Origin of the sequence: Pseudomonas sp. dw_612, assembly GCF_018449725.1 — a bacterium.
Lineage (GTDB): Bacteria > Pseudomonadota > Gammaproteobacteria > Pseudomonadales > Pseudomonadaceae > Aquipseudomonas.
Genome location: NZ_JAAVVC010000028.1, coordinates 20,490 through 40,693 on the forward strand (window position 1 = coordinate 20,490; position 20,204 = coordinate 40,693).

The window sequence follows — 20,204 nt, forward strand, 5'->3', positions numbered from 1 at the left end:
CTCGCGAAGGCATCGTGTCAGTCGATATCAAGGGTGCCTGACACGGCGCCTTCGCGAGCAAGCCCGCTCCCACAGGGTATTAGTGTGATGGCTACTTCTTGCGCAACCGCATCAATTCCGGCAACCCAATCTTGAGCAACCGCGCCGTCCGGCTCTTGGCCAGTTCCTCAATGCCCTCATGCTCAGTCAGGCGCGCCAGTTGCGCGGCCATGTTCATCACCAGCGCTTCGCGGGAGTAAACCCCGCCACCGAGCTGGTAGACGGCGGCAATCAGCTCCCGCAGCTCCAGCGGCAGGCGCCAGCGGGTTCGCAGCGCCGAACCGTAGCCCGCGCCGAACTCGGCCAGTGCATCGCCGATTTCTTCCCATTCGTCCAGCTCGCCGCCGGCCTGCTTCCATTCCTGCAAGCAGCGCAGCAACGCCAAGTCACCGAGGCGATGCAGCATCCCCGCGCAATAGCAGCGCTCCTGATCCAGATCCAGCAAGCGCGCCAGGGTCCGGCCATATTCGGCGGTACGCAGCGACAATTCCCAATAACGCTCGGCATAGTCTGCCAAGTGCGAATCACTGAGCCGCGCGCAGCGCTTGAGTGCCAGGCCCAGAATCAGGTTCATGCTTTGCGCGGTGCCCAAGCGGTGCAACGCCTGGGACAGGGTTTGCACCCCGACGCCATGGTGCTGGGCGGCACTGTTGGCGGCAGCGATCAGGACGGCGGTGATTTGCGGATCATTGCGGATCTCGGCCTCCAGCAACGTCAGATCGAGGCCATTGGGATTCAGGCTGCGTTTGACCGCCAACTGCACGTCGGTCATCAGCGGCGCGCCGTCTGTCGATTCGCGTCGACGCTCTAGGTACACCGACAACGTCATGCCCGGCGACAGCGCAGGCACCTCGCAAGACACCTCTTCACCGGCGTTCAGCAGCAACTCCTGCAGACGCTGAGTTAGGTTTTCCATGTCGAGGGGTTTGGTCAGGTAGGCGGTGGGCGCCAAGGGCAAGGCTTCGCGCACACTGGCGCTGTCGTTGCGGCTACTCAACAAAATGAACGGCAACGGCGGATTGCGTTTGCGTTGACGCACACTGCGCAAGACGTTCAGCCCATCGATACCGGGCAATTCCCAGTCAACGATCACCAAGTCGTAAGGAACCTCCGCCAACCGCTCCATCGCATGCTGGCCATCGGCACACAGGTCCAGCCGTGCATCGCAACGCACATTCAACAACACCTGCTTGAGCAGGTCGCGGGACCAGGGGTCGGCCTCGGCAATCAGCACTCGCGGAACAGCGGGTAACACCACAGCGGTCATTCGTACACTCCAGCGGCAATGCTTGAACCTTAGTCAATGCTGGCCATTCGATACAGCGCATTTGTCCTCGTTGTGTTTCAAGACCATAAAAAAACCCGCCGAAGCGGGTTTTTTGTCGATCAGGTCACACTTCGCAATCAGAGCTCAGAGAAGCACTCTTCAATGATCGCCAGACCTTTGTCCAGTTGCTCGTCCGGCGAAGTCAGCGGTACCAGGACGCGCAGAACGTTGCCGTAGGTGCCGCAAGACAGCAGGATCAGACCCTTGTCGCGTGCCTTGGCCACTACCGCCGCCACGGCTGGCGCGTTCGGCTTGTGGCTGTCGCCGTCGACGAACAGTTCGACCGCGATCATCGCGCCCAGGGCACGGACTTCGCCGATCACCGGGTACTTGGCCTGGATGGCTTTCAGGCCAGTGACCAGACGCTCGCCGACAGCCTTGCAGCGATCCAGCAGGTGTTCTTCTTCAAACACTTCCATCACGGCCAGGGCCGCGGCGCAAGCGATCGGGCTACCAGCGTAGGTGCCGCCCAGGCCGCCTGGAGCAATGGCGTCCATGTATTCGGCTTTACCGCACACACCGGCCAACGGGAAGCCGCCAGCGATGGATTTGGCGAAGGTGGTCAGGTCGGCAGCAACGCCCATCTGTTCCATGGCGAAGAACGTGCCGGTACGGCCAGCGCCGGTTTGCACTTCGTCAGCGATCAACAGAATGCCGTGCTGGTCGCACAGAGCGCGCAGGCGCTTCATGAATTCTTTAGGCGCGACGTAGAAACCGCCTTCGCCCTGAACCGGCTCGATGATGATCGCAGCGATATCACGCGGCTCGGCGTCGTTCTTGAAGATGCGTTCGATGCTGGCGATCGAGTCGTCGATGCTCACACCGTGCAGTTCGTTCGGGTACAGCGCGCGGAAGATGCCGCCTGGCATCAGGCCCATGCCGGCCGAGTAAGGCACGACTTTACCGGTCAGGCCCAGGGTCATCATGGTGCGACCGTGGTAAGCGCCGGTGAACGCGATGACGCCGGCACGGCCAGTGGCGGCACGGGCGATTTTCACGGCGTTTTCAACGGCTTCGGAACCGGTGGTCACCAGCAGAGTTTTCTTGGCGAAATCACCTGGCACCTTGGCGTTGATTTTTTCGCACAGCTCTACGTACGGTTCGTAAGCCAGTACCTGGAAGCACGTGTGAGTCAGCTTGTTCAGCTGCGCGGTCACGGCGGCGATGATTTTCGGGTGCAGGTGACCGGTGTTCAGCACGGCAATACCGCCGGCGAAGTCGATGAACTCGCGACCTTCAACGTCGGTCACGGTGGCGTTCTTCGCAGACTCGGCGAAGATCGGGTGAATCTGGCCAACACCGCGTGGTACAGCGGCTTCGCGGCGTTTCATCAGGGATGCGTTAGTCTTGCTCATAAAGTCCTCATTCACCGCTCATCGGGCGGCGTGGTTCAAGGAAAATGCGGCGGGGAGGCAACTACGGCAGCATGCGATGATCGACTGCCACAGCGTTCCCGGCCACAGAGAAAATTCCATTTGAAGCGCAGAAAGGGACAGCGCTCTCGTGCCCTTTCTGCTTGAAGCAATGCCTTGCCCGGCTCTTGTCTTGCGAGCTTAGATGCCCAGGCAGAGGTATTTGATTTCCAGGTAATCTTCGATGCCGTACTTGGAGCCTTCACGGCCCAGGCCCGACGCCTTGATACCGCCGAACGGCGCGACTTCGTTGGAGATCAACCCGGTGTTGACGCCGACCATGCCATATTCCAGGGCTTCAGCCACACGGAACACACGGCCCAGGTCACGGGCATAGAAGTACGAAGCCAGGCCGAACTCGGTGTCGTTGGACATCGCGATCACCTCGGCTTCGTCTTTGAAGCGGAACAGCGGCGCCAATGGGCCGAAGGTTTCTTCCTTGGCCACGGCTGCGTTTTTCGGCACGTTGGTCAGGATGGTCGGTTCGAAGAAGTTGCCTTCCATGACCTTGCCACCCGCCAGAACGGTCGCGCCTTTGCTGATCGCGTCAGCAATGTGCTCCTGAACCTTGGCCACGGCTTTTTCGTCGATCAGCGGGCCAGTGGTGGTGCCTTCTTCCAGACCGTTGCCGATCTTGAGCTTGGCCACGGCCACTTTCAGCTTCTCGGCGAACGCGTCGTAGACCGAATCCTGAATGTACAGACGGTTGGCGCAGACGCAGGTCTGGCCGTTGTTGCGGTACTTGGAAATGATCGCGCCTTCGACGGCCTTATCCAGGTCCGCGTCGTCGAACACGATGAACGGCGCGTTGCCGCCCAGTTCCAAGGACACTTTCTTGATGTCCTTGGCGCATTCAGCCATCAACTGACGACCGATTTCGGTCGAGCCGGTGAAGGACAATTTACGCACGATCGGGTTGCTGGTCAGCTCACTGCCGATGTCGCCGGCGCTGCCGGAAACAACGCTGAACACACCGTTCGGGATGCCGGCACGCTGGGCCAGTTCAGCCAGAGCGAATGCGGAGAACGGAGTTTGCGAAGCAGGCTTGAGCACCATGGTGCAACCGGCGGCCAACGCAGGACCCGCTTTACGGGTGATCATCGCGGCCGGGAAGTTCCACGGGGTGATCGCTGCGGTCACGCCGATTGGCTGCTTGATCACGATCAGGCGCTTGTCTGGCTGATGGCCCGGAATCACATCACCGTAGACGCGCTTGGCTTCTTCGGCGAACCACTCGATAAAGGAAGCGGCGTAAACGATTTCGCCCTTGGCTTCGGCCAATGGCTTGCCTTGCTCGAGGGTCATCAGGCGAGCCAGGTCGTCCTGATTCTCGATGATCAGCTCGAACCAACGACGCAGCTTGTTCGCGCGGTCCTTGGCGGTCAGTGCACGCCAGGCCGGCAGCGCTTTATCAGCGGCTTCGATTGCACGGCGGGTTTCGGCAGCGCCCATCTTCGGTACGGTGCCCAGAATTTCGCCCGTTGCCGGGTTGTTGACCTTGATCGTCTGACCGTTGTCCGCATCGACCCAAGCGCCATCGATAAAGGCTTGCTGGCGGAACAACTGGGTGTCTTTAAGCTGCATGTCGGCTTTCCTTAACAGCACCGCGACCAGCGCGGAGCGAATTATGATTGTAGAAAGGCGCCTCAAAGGCTGCCGTCAGGGAAATCATTCACCGGGCTGAAGCACATAAATAGCGCACGGATTGGACTCGTGCGGTTCAGCACCCAGACAAGAGCGTTTGAAATCTCGAACGAATCCTAGGATCAATGCCGTGAAAGGACAATAGGCCGTTCGAAAAAAAGAACGAAAACGGCGCATTTGCCTATTTTTTCTGATCAACGTAGCAAACGGCTGTTACAGGATAGAAAAACACAGGCTATTCAGCAGCATGGACGCCCGCAACGCATATGAGTATCATGGCGCCCGCTTGCACCAGTAGCTCAGCTGGATAGAGTACTGCCCTCCGAAGGCAGTGGTCGTGGGTTCGAATCCCGCCTGGTGCACCATATAGAAGAAACGAGAAAGCCTCAGGCCCTTAGGGTTTGGGGCTTTTTTGTGGGTGATGGTATCCCAAGTGGACAATTCTGGGGGTTGATCAATGGGGCTTGGGTCGGTAGGGCAGTTGTCAACTTAGAGTTTACAACTGCCGTGAACAACCTCTCGCGAGTCCCCAGCAGCTTTCGGAAATCCGGAAGAGCCGCTTTTACCGTTGCGGTAACGATGCCCTTTTATCTTCAATATCCTTTCAATTTCAACGTTAAAATTTCAGTAAGCTGATGAAACTGTCGCTACCAAGATCTCGCGGGTTTCCGACCCCGTACCAGTTGATTAACGTCAGGGGCCCCAGCGACTTTCTGCGTCTACCCCGATATTCCGCATGAGTGCCAGACAGTGATTCACCGTATTCGTAGTGAATCCAGTCGGCCCAGCCCCAAAAACAAAAGTCCTTCTCCGGCCAGGAACTGGGGCTGGAGTCAATCCATTGTGCGGCACTCATACGATGCGATATGAGCTATAACCATCAGATAGACCCTTGGGGTCGTCTCAGTCCCTAGCAATCCCACCCGCCAACCATAGGTCTATGAATGCCGAAATTCCCTCTTACACCGATGATGGTTCAATACTTGGTGGGCCTGTGCTGCCTTAAGTCAGATCCCGATGCAGTCGATGTGACTATCGGCGATATGGTCTACGATCCCGCCGCCGACAAAGAGCGTGACGTCGATGTAACTGTCACCATCACTGAGTCCGGTGGAGTAACCCACGCGTTCAAAGCGTACGAGGTGAAGCGAGAAGGGACACCTCTGGACGTGGCTGAAGTGGAGCAATTGTGCATGAAGTTCATAGACATGCCGTCTGTAACTCACCGTTCTATTGTCTCCGCATCAGGCTACACAGCCTCTGCACGCAAGAAGGCAGAAACCCACGGCATAACTCTTTACGAATTCAAAGCGTGGACTAGACCTCTTCAAGAGCAATTCCCTGCGCTAACCATGCAAGGGACCGCACAGGAATGCTTTAGGATGTGCACTACCCTTCTGTGCTGGTCGCAACATCAGCTACAAATCATGGCTCCGCAAGCGACAGGTAATTCTACGGTTCTACCGACGGATAAGCTTTTAGACTCAAAGGGTAACGCGCACAGTACATACGCCACCTTTGAGCAATACCAAAACGAGCTACTGCTTAGATCGACAAAGTTACTTCTTTCAGTAATGCCTGGTCCCTCAACAATGGACAGTTTGCCGTTGGAAGATTCGAGCTCAATTGCTGCAAGTCCGGAGTGGCCACACAGTCATACACTTGATGTAACCAATGACGAAGTTTTCTTAGGAATCGAACCCGGCGTCTGTCGGATCGATTTAGTCACGATATCAGGACATCTTCAGTGGCAACGTAACACCAGTCAGGCCCTTTACTACGTGATTGATCACATCCCGAGTGGAGAAGCGTTTGCAGGTGCTGTGATCTCCAGCCCGCAAGGTGATGGGACCATGACTGCCCTGGTGTTTTCCCCCATAACACGTGCCATCGACATAAGGCCTATTCGACTAGCGAAGAAACACCAGAACAGCATCAGGAACCTCAAGCTGAAGCTTTCCGAGTAGTGCTTAAATCTGTTCCCGGGAGGCTAAGGATAATAAGCCTGTATCCCCACATGTATCCCCGACCAATCCGAAAGCCATCACCCCACAGAACACCACACCTCCAGCTCTTTGCTTGAGCCGGCATGCTACGGAATGTTTAAAAATCAATCTCAGCATCCGGCGGCATGTATGCCCACGTGTATGCCTAACCCAAACACAACTAGCTAAATCCTTACAAACCGGGACCCGCAGCGTTCGGTTCAAACGACGCCTGGGCACCATATAGAAGAAACGAGAAAGCCTCAGGCCCTTAGGGTTTGGGGCTTTTTTGTGGGTTAGCTTTGCAGGAATGGCTTCACCACCGACAGCATGTGACTTCTATAGCAAAAGACACAAGCCAATAAAAAACCCCTGAGCAGTCTCAGCGCCTTAGCGCATCAACCGACAGGGGCCGTGTTGACGGCGATTATATGGGGTGTGGACATCTCGGCAACTGCCGGTTGGTCCGATGCAACCGTCAAGGCAAACTTGACAGTTCGAATTGGCTACAGGCTTTAGACTCAGGCGCAAGTAGCTTTTCTAAATTTCTTGGGTAGTTTCTTGGACGGTTCTTGGGTAGTTTCTTGGGCAGTCAGCGGCCATTGCCGCTCTGATTGTCGCCATTGCCATTCACCCAATATCCGAGGTTGCAGGAGATCCGCCTGCACGATACCCTTCCGCCGTCGCTGCCAATTCAGCGACCGGGCTTGGTAACCCGAGAGTTGAGCGCAACAGCGCCCCCATCAAATTGCAGGCGTTTTTTTATGTCTGCAATTTTGAGTTATGGCGGCTGTGCGTGGGACGTCTTCGGGCGTGCCGGATTCCTTGACTCCCGGTTTACCAACCTGCGCACAGCTGCCACCCATTCGCTTGGTAACGAAAAAGTGGCAGTTCCACGTCAAGGAGCTAGACCATGCGCAATAGAAATCCGTACAAAACTCGTTTCATCCCTCTACGCGATTTTGAATCGCGGTCCCATCGCACCTCTATCACTGGAGGTGGCAAATGACCGATCCATCAGAGCTGAAAACCATCGGCTTGACGCCTGCCATCTACTGTTCAGATCACGCGGCGTTCCACGTCACTCGCGGTGTGCCGCTCGGCGATGCGCTAGCCATGGCTTCCGACTTTCTGTTCCTCGCCAAAGCCCTGTCCAAGGATGCTGCCTACGACAGAGAAAGCGATCGACACGCCTGGGCGGCTCATTATTTGACCGCGCTGAGTAAGGCGTTGGTTGATGATGCGGTGAAAGTGCTGACGCGAGAACCAGCGTCGCGGAAGGAAAAAACCAAAGAATAGCGGCGCCCCGCCATTCAAATTGCAGTTCCTGACAGTGTCAGGAACTGCAATCTAGAAGAATAGAGCTATTTACGTGCTGCTTTGCTCAGCTTCAATTTCATCAACGAGCGCATAAACCTCCTCAAACACTGTTTCGGCGGCAACATCAGGGCGTGAATCTCTACGGCTAGCGGCAACGGCCTCAGCTTGTACCTGATCAAGCGCCTGCTGCGAGCTCATAATGACGAGGGCAGAGCTGACAAGCAGTCATTGTCAGGAACGGGGTTAATGCGATTTTTCATTCAGTCGTCCAATCAAACTCGTCATATTCCTCATCGTCCTCGTCCCCCTCCTCAAACACCTCATCCTCAACAGTGTCCTCCTCAGGGGCGACTCCTTCCTGCTTGTTCAGCAGAAATTCCTTACGACTCTCAGCAATGGCCCGCCTCAACTCCTCCCCTTTATCAGGGCAGTTGAACATTTGGGCGATGCGATCGATTTTTTTCGCCACGGCTTCCTCCAACGCATCGGCTATGCCCCGATAGTGCGCGCTTTCGGGGGTTGTTGCCAAATTGGCGGAGGGTCTTTGGCTCAGTTTTTCTTCAAGGCCTTGAGTCGGGCTGTGAGGTTTTCGTCAGGAAAACGCTGGTGCAAGGTCTTCAACAGTTCATCGGCGGCTTGGGTTTGACCGGTGTTTTGCAGGCGAATCACTTCGTGTAATTGATCATCGAGGGTTTTCACCGGAGCAGCCGCGCGTTTGCTGACCTTGGCTTCGTCAGCCATTCCCGCGTTGATCGATTCGCTCTGAGCGGGCGCGGCGAAATCGGCCATTGGTGCTGCGGGTGCTGGTGCGGATATCGCGCTGGCGGGGGCGGACAACGAACGCGCAATCGGTGATGGGGCTTCTTTCTTCGCCGCAAAGGATGATGTTTTAGGCGCAGGGGCGGAGTCGAACTGTGGCTCTTGTTCCGGAGTTCGCTGTACCAACGTCAACATCAGCGCGACGCCGACGAGGCTGGCAAACGCCACCTGCCAACGGGGTTTCTGGCAAGCCTGAGCCCAACGCTGCCAAGCACTCGGTTTGCGTACAGGCGTTTCCCGATGTGCAGCGGCCAGGATGAAGGCATCAAGATGCGCCGGTGGGCCATCGTTGCTGTGTTCACGATAGTGCTTCAACACTTCGTCTTCTTTTTCAGGACGGGCGTCAGTCATGTCAGTACCTCCTCGGCCAGCAGCCGACGCAGTTTTTGCTGGGCGTAGCGCAAGCGGCTTTTGACGGTTTCCAGCGGTGTGTCGGTGAGGGTGGCGATTTGGGGCAGGTCGAGGTCGCCGTGGGCGCGCAGCAGGAAGACTTCGCGCTGGTCGGCGGGCAAGGTTTGCAGGGCGGTTTCGAGGCGCTGGGTGTCGCGGCTCAGGCTCAGCAGTTGCTCGGGGTCGGCGGCGTTGTCGATCACGGCGTGGGCCTGTTCGTCGTAGCTGTCGTGCAAGGGGTTGTGGATGCCATGTTTGCGCCAGTGGTCGATCAGTCGGTTGCGGGCAATCTGGTAGAGCCAGGTACGAAAATTCGCCCGGCCTTGTGGCTGACTGGTGCTGCGGATCAGGCTCAGCCAGGTGTCCTGATAGACCTCCTCGGCGAGTTCGGCTTTGCCGCTGAGGCCGAGGAGAAATCGATAAAGACCCTGGCGATGGCGGGCGTACAAGATCTCGAACGCCGGCCCGTCGCCCGAGCGATAGCGCGCCAACAGCGATTCGTCGCTGCTGGCGTCGGTGCTCAATTCAGGAGCAGTCATATCAGCGATGATCCCTTTCACTCGATCCGGTTGGCATTGGACACCTGATTCGATGCCGTGGAAGTCCGCAGGCTCTGCGCCAATTCGACCAATTGCACAAACTCCGCGCGCAGGCCGAAGCGGTCATCGCCCCGAGCGCCACGGGCCAGGGCTTCGGTGTCTTTGAGGCTGAAATCACCGGTGTAGCGGCCGTCCTTCAATTGTTGAGAAAACGCCGCCACGGCTGCCGCAAAGCGCAGGTCATCACTGGCTTTACTAACAGAACCGCTGCCAATAGGCCGCTCGATCAACCGACTATTCCCACCTTCCGGCGACTGATATCGCACACGCAACATCGCCATTTCCCCGGATTTACCGGAAGAGACTGACGGAGAAGCACCATACCTCAACGGCTCCAGCCAACCCTTCTCGCCCACAGGGACAATTTCATACAACGCCGTCACCGTATGCCCTGACCCGATTTCGCCAGCATCCACCTTGTCGTTGTTGAAATCCTCACGCTTCAACGCGCGGTTTTCATACCCCAGCAGACGATATTCACTGACCTGCACCGGGTTGAATTCCACTTGCAGCTTCACGTTTTTCGCCACCACATCGAGGGTCGAGCCGAGTTGATCCACCAGCACCTTGCGCGCTTCACGCAGGTTATCGATGTAGGCGTAGTTGCCGTCGCCGGCGTCGGCCAGTTGTTCCATCAGATGTTCATTGTAGTTATCCACACCAAAACCCAGGGTGGTCAGGGAAATGCCGGTCTTGCGCTTATCCACCGCCATTTGCTTGAGGCTGTCGAAGTCGCTGATGCCGACGTTGAAGTCACCGTCGGTGGCCAACAGGATGCGGTTGATGCCTTTGGGGATAAACGCCTGTTGCGCCATCTGATAAGCGAGTTCGATGCCCGATGCTCCAGCAGTCGAACCGCCCGCCGTCAGTTGGTCGATGGCTGTACGAATCTTCGCTTTTTCTCGTCCGGAAGTCGGCTCCAGCACGACGCGGGATTCGCCTGCGTAGACCACCAGCGACACCCGATCCTGTTCGCGCAATTGATCGACCAGCAATTTCAGGGTGCTTTTGACCAGCGGCAAACCCTCGCGGCGGTCCATCGAACCGGATACATCCACCAGAAACACCAAATTCGCCGGAGCCAATGACGCCACCGCGCGATCCGAGGCCTTGATGCCGATGCGCAGCAAGCGGGTATGCGGGTTCCACGGCGACGGCGCCAGTTCGGTGGTCACGCCGAACGGCGAGCCATCGGTGGGCAAGGCGTAATCGTAGGGAAAGTAATTGACCATCTCCTCCAGCCGCACCGCGCCTTCGGGTGGTAAACGCCCTTGATTCAACAAGCGCCGGACGTTGGCGTAGGCGCCGGTATCGACGTCCGCGCTGAAGGTCGAAACCGGCGCTTCGGCCACGCTGTGGATCGGGTTGTCCGCCAACGCCTGATATTGCTCGCGTTGCTCATCACGATAACCGGGCGGAGCGGATTCAGACATTGGCGCAAAGATAGCGATCGGCGCCGCCCGCACACTGCGCTTGGCCATCACGGCATCCGCCATCACCGTCGCAGGCTGCACCAACACTTCAGTTTTCAACTCACCTTGGGCCGGTCCCGGTGAAGATGACGGCGGCGCCACGACAGCAGAATCAGATTTGGACGAAACGCCACAACCAGCAACGGCCAGCAGCAACCCAATGGCGAAACCATGGGCGGCCGGACGGAGAAAATGCAGAGGGAGGGACATGGGGGCTGACCTCAGGAGGAAATTGATCCATTCATCCTCTGAGACGGACAGCCCGCCCGGTTCGGGTTAAACCGCGCTGAAATAAATCTTCAGCGGTGATAACGCCGCACCACGCTGCTGTTGCGCAGCACGTGATCTTTGATCTTTTCCAGCAGTTGCGCGCGGGTCAGGCCGGCCGGCAAGGCGTCCGGGGCCAGGTCCAGGGCATAAATCTGAATGATGTAGTGGTGCGCGCTGTCGCCGGCGGGCGGGCAAGGGCCGACATAGGTCGTGGTGCCTTTGACGTTGGTGCCGCCGACGCCTTCGAGGGCGTTTTTCGCGCCGACACCCGCCGGGATCTGGTGGGTGGTCGCCTTGATGCCGTAATGCACCCAGTGATCGACGCCCTGGCCTTTCGCGCCGTCGGGGTCGTGCATGACGATGGCGTAGCTGAGGGTGCCCGCCGGGCCGGCGTTCCAGTTCAGGGCCGGGGACTGGTTGTGCCCGCCACAATTGGGCGCATCGCTGGCAGCCGCCGAAGTAAACAATCGATCGTCCGTGACACCGGGGATATTGAGGGTGAAACGCTCCTGGGCCTGCACGGGCAATTGCACGCAAAGGGCGACTGCAACGGCCGCCAGCCAAGGGTTCAGAGAGGTCAATCGGGTCATTACCGGAGCACCTTGTGCGGGTTGGGCCGTCGTCGGCTGGCAGACTATAGCCGGACCGTTCGCGCCGTGGCAGTGGCAATTGAGCTGAACCTCGGGATAAGGGCCAAACTCAATAGATAAACACCTGCCTGGAGAGTGCTCATGGCACTGCACCGCGTTGCCCGTTTCGCCGACGTGCCGGAAAACCGCGGCCTTGAGGTCCGGATCGCCGACACCAAAATTCTCCTGCTGCGGGTTGGTGATCAATTGCGCGCCTTTCAGGGCGAATGTCCACACGCCGGGGCGCCGCTGGCCGAGGGGGCGTTGTGTCACGGGCGGTTGATCTGTCCGTGGCACAAGGCGGCCTATCGAATCGAAGACGGTGCGTTGTGCGAGCCGCCATCCCTGGACGGTCTGAAGCGCTACCCGTTGGAAATGCGCGAAGACGAAGTCTGGGTCGACGATCAGCCGATGGTCGATGCGCACACGCCGCCAGCGGACGATGAGCGCACCTTTTTGATCGTCGGCGCCGGAGCCGCAGGCACCGCAGCGGCGGCCGCATTGCGCGAAAAAGGCTTCGGCGGCCGGATTCAACTGATCGACCGCGAAGCCGACGCCGGCTACGACCGAACGGTGCTGAGCAAATTCGTGATCGCCGGGGAAATGCCGCCGGAAGAAGTCCCGCCCCTGCGCGACGAGGCGTTTTATCGCAAACAACGCATAGAACGCATCCGCGGCGAAGTGGCGAGCCTCAACGCGCAGGACAAAACCTTAACACTCGCCGACGGACAAACACTGAGCTACGACGCGGCGTTGCTCGCCACTGGCGGCATCCCCAAACCGCTGGAACTGCCCGGCGCTGACTTGCCACAGGTGTTCCTGCTGCGCTCTAAAGATCAGGCAACGAAGATTCTGGAAGCCGCCAAACCCGGGCAAAAAGTCGTGATCATCGGTGACAGTTTTATTGCCTTGGAAGCGGCTTCGTCCCTGCGCCAATTCGGGCTGAAGGTCACGGTGCTGGCCCGGCATGCCGTGCCGTTCGCGGTGCAGTTCGGCGAGGCCGTGGGCAAGGCGATTCGCGCCCTGCATGAAGCCCATGGCGTGGTCTTTCACACCGAGGGTGAAGCCGCGTCCATCGAGGGAACCGGCAAGGTCGAAGCGGTGCTCCTGGACAATGGCCAACGTTTACCGGCGGATCTGGTGCTGGTCGGCATTGGCGTCGCCCCAGCCACTGCGGTGTTTGCCGACCTGCCCAAAGAGAAAGACCAATCGCTGAAGGTCGACGGCGGGATGCGTTTGGCCGACGGGCTCTGGGCCGTCGGCGATATCGCCACCTTCCCGCTCAACGGCCAGCCGCAACGGATCGAGCACTGGCGTCTGGCGCAGCAACAGGCGCGGATCGCAGCCTCGAATATGCTCGGCGGCGACGAGCATTATCTCGACGTGCCGTATTTCTGGACCTGGCACTTCGGCAAAAACTACGACTACCTGGGCCAGGCCGAGCGTTGGGATGAGGTGGAGTTCAAGGGTGATCCTGACCATCCACCGTTTATCGGGCTGTTCGGCAAGCATGGGGTGGTGGTGGCCGCAGTGGCCTGCGAAGAAGAGCGGGCGATGGCGATGCTGGCCGAGCGGATGAAACAGCCGCTGCCGGTGGATGAGGCGTGGCGGCTGGTTCGTGACCTGAGCTGAATTTGATTGCTATGCGCCCACCGTAGGAGCTGCCGAAGGCTGCGATCTTTTGACCTTCAAGATCAAAAGATCGCAGCCTTCGGCAGCTCCTACAGGGAGGTGTGTTTGCGTCAGAGATGGATTACCGGTTCGCGATTGTCGTCATCCTCAGCCGGCAAGCGAATCACCAACGGATGCTCCAGCGGTGCCAGCGGCGACGCTCGCTGTGCTTGATCAATCGGGAAGTAGTGCGTAATCACATGGCTGACGTCGCCGTCCTGATCGTTGTGAATCGTCATCGAGCCAGGCGTGCGCAGCTTCTCCAACCGATCGCCGCTCAACTTGAAGCTCTTGCTCAAACCATGATCGTCCACCACCGGCGCCGGCAGTCGACGCTGGGCGAAGCTTTTGCTTTTGCGATGTTGATAACGCGCCCAGGAAATCAGGATCACCGCGTTCAACACCGCCACCCACAAATAAATCTGCAAGGTGCCGAGCGCGTCGAACACCGACGCATCGATGCGCGGCCCGTCGTGGGTGTCCACCAGCGGCCACAACCCGCGCACCAGCAGATAAAGCAGACCGATCCAGGCCAGCACCGTGAAAAAGGCATCGATCACGACCAGAAAAGGCCGCTGCCGGGTTCTGATGATTTTCATTTGATGACCTCTTCCTCTTCATCATTCAGCGGTTTGATGCCCCGGTCCGGGCTGACCCAACGCGCGCGTTTCTGGTGTTGGCCGAACAGCACTTTGGGAAAACTGACCAGGGTGGTGAGCAAGCTGATGAGCCAGAACATCAAGGGATACCAGACGACCCAGAACATGGTTTTGCCCAGGCCTTTTTCATAACGCCGGTCGATCAGAATGCTGACCGCAAATTGCACCAGGCAGACCATCGCCAGCAGCAACCCGGTAAAGGCCGGTGGCAGCAAATGATCCACCGCGATCGCCGAAGGCATGTCGACAAACTTGCCCACGCCCCAGAAGATCACCGACAGCAGAAACGTGAAGGCCCAACCGGTGGACAGGCAATATTCGAACAGCAGCGGCCACAAGTAGCGATGGCGGTATTGCCAGATGCCACGGATGTTTTTGAACAACACTTCGGCGCCGCCCTGAGCCCAGCGCAGACGCTGCTTCCACAGGCCGCCGAGGGTTTCCGGCATCAGAATCCAGCACAGGGCGCGGGGCTCGTAGAAGATGCTCCAGTGGTCCAGTTGCAGCTTCCAACTGATGTCGATGTCTTCGGTGATCATGTCCGGGCTCCAGTAACCGACCCGGTTCAGCGCCGAACGCCGGAAAGCGACGATCACGCCAGAGACGGTAAAGATCCGCCCGAACACCCGTTGCGTACGCTTGATCAAACCAATGATCGACGAAAACTCACCGACCTGAACCCGTCCCACCAACGTCGAACGAGTGCGGATGCGCGGGTTGCCGGTCACGGCGCCGAGGCGTGCGTTATCGAGCATCGGCGCGACCAGATACGCCGCCGTGTTCGGCGCCAACAGCGCGTCACCATCAATGCACACCAGATACTCGCTGCGTGCCGCGATGGCGCCCATGCGCAGGGCCACGGCTTTGCCCTGGTTTTCCGCCAGGTGCAGCACCCGCAGGCGAGGGTCTTGCGCCGCCAGTGCGTCGAGCACGGCGGCGGTGTTGTCCTTGGAGCCGTCGTTGATCGCGATCACTTCGATGTTCGGGTAATGCTGGGCCAGCGCCGCGTGAATGGTGTCGGCGGCGTTGTCACCTTCGTTGTAGCAAGGGATCAGGATCGAAATCAGCGGCTCGCCGGCCAATGGCGGCGGCAAGGTGTCGTCCTGCCACGGCCAGTGACGCTCCCAGTGCAGCCAGAAATACAGGCCACCGGCGATCCACAGCCCGGACATGAACAGCGGATAAAAGAACACGAAGTCCATCAGGAATTGTCCGGTAACCAGGAAGATCAGCCCCAGGGGTATCCCGAGGACAATCGCCAGTACCAGCAGGGCCAGCAGTCTATCCAGCATGTTATGGATTCCACTTGTTGGAGAGCGCGGGCCGCACGGTGTTCAGGTCCGGCTGGTTCTCGAGGAAATTGTCCGGGTAGTAGCCGAAACTGGTGGCGCCCTGACGTTTGAGGCGGCCCATCCAGTCGCTCAGCTGCGCGCCGTCGATGTCGGAATCGGTGTGTTTGGTCCAGTCCTTGGCCTGCAATTCGAACACCGTGCGGTTGAGCGCACCGGGACGCGCCTTGACTGTGGCAACCAACGCTTCAAGCCATGGCCCGGATTGCGCGTGGCTTTGTTCTTCCATCAGCGGCATGGCCATCGGCGCCGTCCAGTCGTAGGTGCCGAGGAAGTCGTCGAGGTTCTGCGCAAACCAGGCTTCGCTCTGCGGATTGAGCATCGGTTCGGCAAAGATATTGCGCGCGGTCAGCACCTGCGGGCCGCGAATGGCGCGGACCTTGGCGGTGAGTTCATTGGTGAAGTCGATCAGGTAGCGACTCTTGAACCGGGTCCAGCGTTGCAGCGTGGCCGGGTCATCACGCAACGCGGCAATCGAGCCCGGCAGGCCGTTGGCCGCGTACACCTTGAGCGCTTCGGGGCTCGCGTCTTCGAAGTCCGAGAGCACCGCGTCGTCGTGATAAAGGATGCCGTCGACTGAGGTCAGGCGTGCGACGTCTTCGTAAATTTCGCCGATGACACGCCGCACGTTCGGGTCGAACGGCGACAGGCGTTTGTACTGGTCCGGATCCACCGAGGTGGCGCCGGTATTCGGGTCCCAACGGGTCACGCGGGGCAGTTTCGAATCCAGAGCAAAACTCAGCACCGGCATCCAGGCGAAGACTTTGACGTGGGCGCGGGTACGCAACTGCCAGGCCACGCGGTCGAAGATGTCGGCGCGCACCGGCAGGTGACGGTTGGGGAAGTACAACGAATGCACCAGGCCATCGCCTTGCGGGTCGGCGAAGGCTTGCAGGAATACGGTGTTGGCGCCCATGTCGGCCATGCGCTGGATCAGTTTGCCGAGGTTGATTTCCTGCTGCGCCGGGTCGGCGTCGTAGACGTTATCCAGGTCCACATGCACCACGCGCATCAGCGATTCGGCTTGCACCGAAACGATGCTGTTAGCGAAGTGCTCGCCGTCCGGATCCGAGGCCACCAGGAAGCGCGGGCTGCTCATCAGGTTGTCGAGGGCATCGAGGCCGTCGTCCAACGTCAGGGCCATTTTATAGCCCTGCTCGCTGACCACTTGCAGCGAACTGCCGTCCGCCGCGCCGTACGGCCAAACCCAGATGCGCGGCTTGTAACCGGTGACCTTGCGGATTTTCTCGGTGATGGTCGCGACGTCACTGCGCATCCGCGCCTGGAACTCGGCCTCAGTTTCGTAGCGCCCGGCGACTGCATCGTAGCGGCGGGTCGCGGCGGCCGGTTGCAGGTTGCCTTGGGGGTTGGCCAACACGCCTTTGTGGCTGGCATCGGTGTGCGCTGCGATTTCCACTAGCCCGGATTTGGAGATTTCGCGGATCTGCTCCCAGGTCAGGAAGTCCGAACGCTGACGCGGTGTCCCGGCGAAATCCACCGGTTGGTTCAGCGGCGTATCAATCCACACGCCGACCGGCGCCAGCAAGGCGTGCCAGTTGTAGGCGCGCAGCACCGGCAGTACGCGGGTGTAGAAGCTTGAATAGCCGTCGTCGAAACTCAGCAGAATCGCCTTGGGCGGCAGCTCCGGACCACCGTTGCGCGCGGCGATGATCTGGTCGACGGTGACCGGTTTGTAGTTGTTCTCCCTTAACCAGGCAAGCTGCTCGATCATGCGTTCGGTGCGCACCGCCACCACTGCTTGATCGGGGTCGCGGTCTTCGACGTCGTGGTAAGCGATGCCGAGCACGTGGTTCTTCGGCCACGGGGTTTCGTTGGCCGGCACCGGGCGCTCGGACGGCGGCGTAAACGCCGGGGCTTGCTGGGCGCAGGCGCTGACCAGCAGCGCTCCCAGCAGAAGGATGAAACGCGAGATAAAAGGCATCTTCAAACTCTTCTAGAAGCGGTAAGTGAGGTCGACGAGCAGGCGCAGATCGGTTTCGCGGTCGCCGTCGTAGGGCCGGTTGATCACGGTCAACAAGCCGCCCACCTCGAACACGTCATTCCAGCTGTAGCGCTGGCCGTAGCCCAGCAGGCCGATACCGCCGGTACCGTGATCGCGTTGGCTGTAGGTGCCCGCACCAGCCTGGAACTGCTGGCTCCAGGACGTTTCGTAGCGGCGATACAGCACGTGATTGACGTTCACCGTCGGCAGCACGCTGAAGTCGGATTTGGGGTTGAAGTACGGCACGTCCTCGGAGGCGGAGTTGTGGCTGGTGCCGACTTCCAGGCCCACATCGACTTGCACTTTCGGCGCGGTGTAGACGCCTTCGCGCCCGGTGAGCAAGGCTTCGACGCGGTTGTTACCGTCGCTGAAATGCGAGGGGCTGACCGCCAGTTTCCATTCGCGGCTTTCATTGGCGCGCCAGCGGATGAAGCCGCTGCCGCCGTTGGCCGTGACGTCGCTGTTCAGTGCGCGTAACGGTGTGTCCGCCGAGAGGTAAGCGAGGCTGCCGCCGTACTGCCAGTGATCGTCGATGTCCCGGGCAATCGCCAGACGTGCGCCTTGCTTGTTGCCGTAACCGAAGTTGTGATTGGAGACTTCGGCTTCCAGGGTCATGTCTCGGGTGCGACGCTCGACACCAAGCCGTTGCGTGCGATCACGCCCGGTGCCTTCCTGGAAATCTCCCGTGGCGTAACCGACGCCGGCGAATACGCGCCAGTCTTCATCGATGGGCGGGCTGTAGAGCACGGTTTCGATCCCGAAATCCTTGCTCCCGGACACCGCACCGGCACCGCTGTCGCCGCCGCCATAACTCTTGCCGCCGTAGCTCTGCACCCGCAGTTCGGCCATGTCGTGCACGTCGCGCTGACGCTGCAAGCGCTGGACCTGACGGTTATCCGGGAAACGCGCCGCCACATCGTCGGTCAGCGCATCCATCTGCCGCCATTCCTGCAGGTCCATCGCGGTGTGGGCCTGGGCGACTTCGAGTCCCATGTCCCGCGGGACCATGCTCTCGGTTTCCTTGAGCTGTAATTCCGCGCGGCGTGGCCAGTCCCGGGCCAGGTACAAATCGGATTGGGCCAGGCGCAAACCGATATTGCCCGGCGCCTGATCGACCAACGTTTGTAAACGCTGCTCGCCGGACGGCAGATCGGCCCCGTAGGTCCCGGCCTGGGCGGCGAGTTGTTGGGCGTCCATCCATTCATCGTTGGGGTTGCCCACTGGCAAGCCCTTGAGTTCGACCCGTGGTTTCTGGGTTTTAGCCAGATCCTCGGCGACTGTGCGCGCTTCTTCAGCCTTGTCGCTTTCGAGCAGCGCGTAATAGAGCGCGGTGCTGTCTTCGAGGCGATCACCGACGTCGGCGTCCGGTGCAACCAGCACTTGGCGATAGAGGTCAGTGGCTATTTCTGGCTGACGTTGGTCGAGGTAGGACGACGCCACCCAGCGCAGGGCGTAGGTCGGAATCTTCACCCCTTCGCCGTTAAGTTTCTGGTATTCGCTGATCACCTCGGCGGTGCGCGCACGGGCCTTGAGGGCGCCCATGCGGTCGATGCGCCAACGGGTGACGTCGTCGTGGGCCGCCGGGTCCGGGGTCCAGGTGGCGAGCAAATGGTCGTAGTCGGCCAGCGCTCGATCGGCGATCACATAACGTTCTTTTTCGCTGCGGGTGGCCAGTTCCGCCAGGCGCACGCGCTCGGCGGCGAGGTCGCCTTCGATGCGTCGCAATTGCACCGGATCGATCAATCCCGGCCGTTGCCGGGCCAGGCGCAGGGCCGGTTCCGGCAGGCGCGCGCGTTGCAGGGCGAACACATATTCCCGAGCGACCTCGGGTTTGCTGCCAGCGCGAATAAAGGCCTGATCGTATTCGAACAGTGCGTCGTAGTTGTTGCCGGCGCGGGTCAAGGCATAGGCCAGCGCCAGGCGCCGGGACGGATCGTCCGGTTTGGCCGCCACCAACGCTTTGCTGCGGGTTACGGCTTCGTCAGGTTTGCCGGCGTCAGCCTGGGTCATGGCCAAACCGAGTTGCAGGTCCGGGTTTTGTGGCTCCAGCGCCAGGGCCTTGTTGTAAACCTCAGTCGCCGAATCCCAGCGCTTGAGGTTGCGATAAGCCCGGGCCGTGGCGGTCAACGCCTGAACCGGCAGCACGCGGTGGCGCCCCTGGGTTTCATAGACCTGCACCACTTCAGCGTCCAGCCCGGCCCAACTGGCGATCTGCAAATGGTCGCTGACCTGGCCGGTCGTGACTTGGCTCACCGGCACCTGACGCAGCACCGTCAGCGCCGGCGCGTAGTTCCCCGCCCGGGCATCGCGGACCATCTGGTCGTAAGGCGTGTCGGCAAACGCCAGCGCCGGCCAGAGCAACTGGCTGCACAACGCAACGCGAAACAACGGGCGTAAGCCACGATGAATAAAGGGACCTGCAAAACGCGGCATTCGTCAGCATCCTTACATGGCCAGCCGGGTCGCAATGCCCCTCGCCCACTCGTAACGGAAAGCCGGGTCACAAGACCCAGCCAGCTTGTCGGGGCGCAGTCTTGCACGCGAGTTTGGTCAGCCATTCAGAACGCAATATTTATTCAGATTCGTGCCATTACTTGGCCCTGTTCAAATCCCGGAC

At 59.7% G+C, this 20,204-nt stretch carries 15 protein-coding genes and 1 tRNA gene; 4 read left to right on the forward strand and 12 right to left on the reverse strand.

Translation table 11 applies throughout. From position 1 onward, the window contains the following. Positions 1–91 precede the first annotated feature (91 nt). The 3 genes from HB680_RS29615 to gabD form a co-directional block, all read right to left on the reverse strand. Positions 92–1,306: a response regulator gene (locus HB680_RS29615; RefSeq protein ID WP_213941855.1), complete on the reverse strand. Its 1,215-nt coding sequence runs from the start codon at positions 1,304–1,306 to the stop codon at positions 92–94. A 137-nt stretch (positions 1,307–1,443) separates the two neighbouring features. Beyond that, positions 1,444–2,721 (reverse strand): 4-aminobutyrate--2-oxoglutarate transaminase, encoded by a 1,278-nt coding sequence (gabT, locus tag HB680_RS29620; RefSeq protein ID WP_134419251.1) that lies wholly within the window; start codon positions 2,719–2,721, stop codon positions 1,444–1,446. Between the two features lie 198 nt (positions 2,722–2,919). Continuing rightward, entirely contained in the window at positions 2,920–4,362 is a 1,443-nt protein-coding gene (gabD, locus tag HB680_RS29625; protein WP_054050229.1) for an NADP-dependent succinate-semialdehyde dehydrogenase, read from the reverse strand. 348 nt (positions 4,363–4,710) lie between these two features. Between gabD and HB680_RS29630 the strand changes: the two genes are divergently transcribed. The 3 genes from HB680_RS29630 to HB680_RS29640 all read left to right on the forward strand — a co-directional run bounded on the left by HB680_RS29630 (position 4,711) and on the right by HB680_RS29640 (position 7,706). After that, positions 4,711–4,787 (forward strand) — tRNA-Arg (locus tag HB680_RS29630). A 579-nt stretch (positions 4,788–5,366) separates the two neighbouring features. Continuing rightward, positions 5,367–6,389, forward strand: coding sequence for a hypothetical protein (locus HB680_RS29635; RefSeq protein WP_213941856.1), 1,023 nt, complete (start codon positions 5,367–5,369; stop codon positions 6,387–6,389). Positions 6,390–7,412: 1,023 nt separating this feature from the next. Beyond that, positions 7,413–7,706 (forward strand): DUF3077 domain-containing protein, encoded by a 294-nt coding sequence (locus HB680_RS29640; protein WP_213941857.1) that lies wholly within the window; start codon positions 7,413–7,415, stop codon positions 7,704–7,706. Between the two features lie 277 nt (positions 7,707–7,983). Here HB680_RS29640 and HB680_RS29645 read toward each other — a convergent pair whose 3' ends face one another. From HB680_RS29645 to HB680_RS29665, 5 genes are all read right to left on the reverse strand, one after another. Further along, the gene (locus tag HB680_RS29645; RefSeq protein ID WP_083471387.1) at positions 7,984–8,256 is read right to left on the reverse strand and encodes a hypothetical protein; all 273 of its coding nucleotides are present in this window, start codon (positions 8,254–8,256) and stop codon (positions 7,984–7,986) included. A gap of 20 nt (positions 8,257–8,276) precedes the next feature. Beyond that, on the reverse strand, positions 8,277–8,897 hold the full coding sequence (locus HB680_RS29650; RefSeq protein ID WP_213941858.1) for a hypothetical protein: 621 nt from the start codon (positions 8,895–8,897) through the stop codon (positions 8,277–8,279). Continuing rightward, a complete protein-coding gene (locus tag HB680_RS29655) occupies positions 8,894–9,475 on the reverse strand; it encodes an RNA polymerase sigma factor (RefSeq protein WP_213941859.1) in 582 nt (193 codons plus the stop codon). Before HB680_RS29655 ends, HB680_RS29650 begins: the two co-directional genes overlap by 4 nt. Before the next feature lie 17 nt (positions 9,476–9,492). After that, a complete protein-coding gene (locus HB680_RS29660; RefSeq protein WP_213941860.1) occupies positions 9,493–11,217 on the reverse strand; it encodes a VWA domain-containing protein in 1,725 nt (574 codons plus the stop codon). 89 nt (positions 11,218–11,306) lie between these two features. Then, positions 11,307–11,867 carry a YbhB/YbcL family Raf kinase inhibitor-like protein gene (locus HB680_RS29665; protein ID WP_213941861.1) on the reverse strand — a complete coding sequence of 187 codons (561 nt, stop codon included), beginning with the start codon at positions 11,865–11,867 and terminating at the stop codon, positions 11,307–11,309. A gap of 141 nt (positions 11,868–12,008) precedes the next feature. On the opposite strand from HB680_RS29665, the gene HB680_RS29670 reads away from it, so the two are divergent. Further along, positions 12,009–13,538: an FAD-dependent oxidoreductase gene (locus HB680_RS29670; protein WP_213941862.1), complete on the forward strand. Its 1,530-nt coding sequence runs from the start codon at positions 12,009–12,011 to the stop codon at positions 13,536–13,538. Between the two features lie 110 nt (positions 13,539–13,648). Here HB680_RS29670 and pgaD read toward each other — a convergent pair whose 3' ends face one another. From pgaD to pgaA, 4 genes are read right to left on the reverse strand one after another with little or no spacing between them, the layout of a single operon-like run. Continuing rightward, positions 13,649–14,176 (reverse strand): poly-beta-1,6-N-acetyl-D-glucosamine biosynthesis protein PgaD, encoded by a 528-nt coding sequence (pgaD, locus tag HB680_RS29675; protein WP_213941863.1) that lies wholly within the window; start codon positions 14,174–14,176, stop codon positions 13,649–13,651. Then, entirely contained in the window at positions 14,173–15,528 is a 1,356-nt protein-coding gene (pgaC, locus tag HB680_RS29680) for a poly-beta-1,6-N-acetyl-D-glucosamine synthase (protein ID WP_213941864.1), read from the reverse strand. Before pgaC ends, pgaD begins: the two co-directional genes overlap by 4 nt. A gap of 1 nt (position 15,529) precedes the next feature. Continuing rightward, positions 15,530–17,527: a poly-beta-1,6-N-acetyl-D-glucosamine N-deacetylase PgaB gene (gene pgaB, locus HB680_RS29685; RefSeq protein ID WP_213941865.1), complete on the reverse strand. Its 1,998-nt coding sequence runs from the start codon at positions 17,525–17,527 to the stop codon at positions 15,530–15,532. Positions 17,528–17,539: 12 nt separating this feature from the next. Continuing rightward, complete coding sequence (pgaA, locus tag HB680_RS29690) at positions 17,540–20,020, reverse strand: poly-beta-1,6 N-acetyl-D-glucosamine export porin PgaA (protein WP_213941866.1); 2,481 nt, start codon at positions 20,018–20,020, stop codon at positions 17,540–17,542. Between the last annotated feature and the right edge of the window lie 184 nt (positions 20,021–20,204).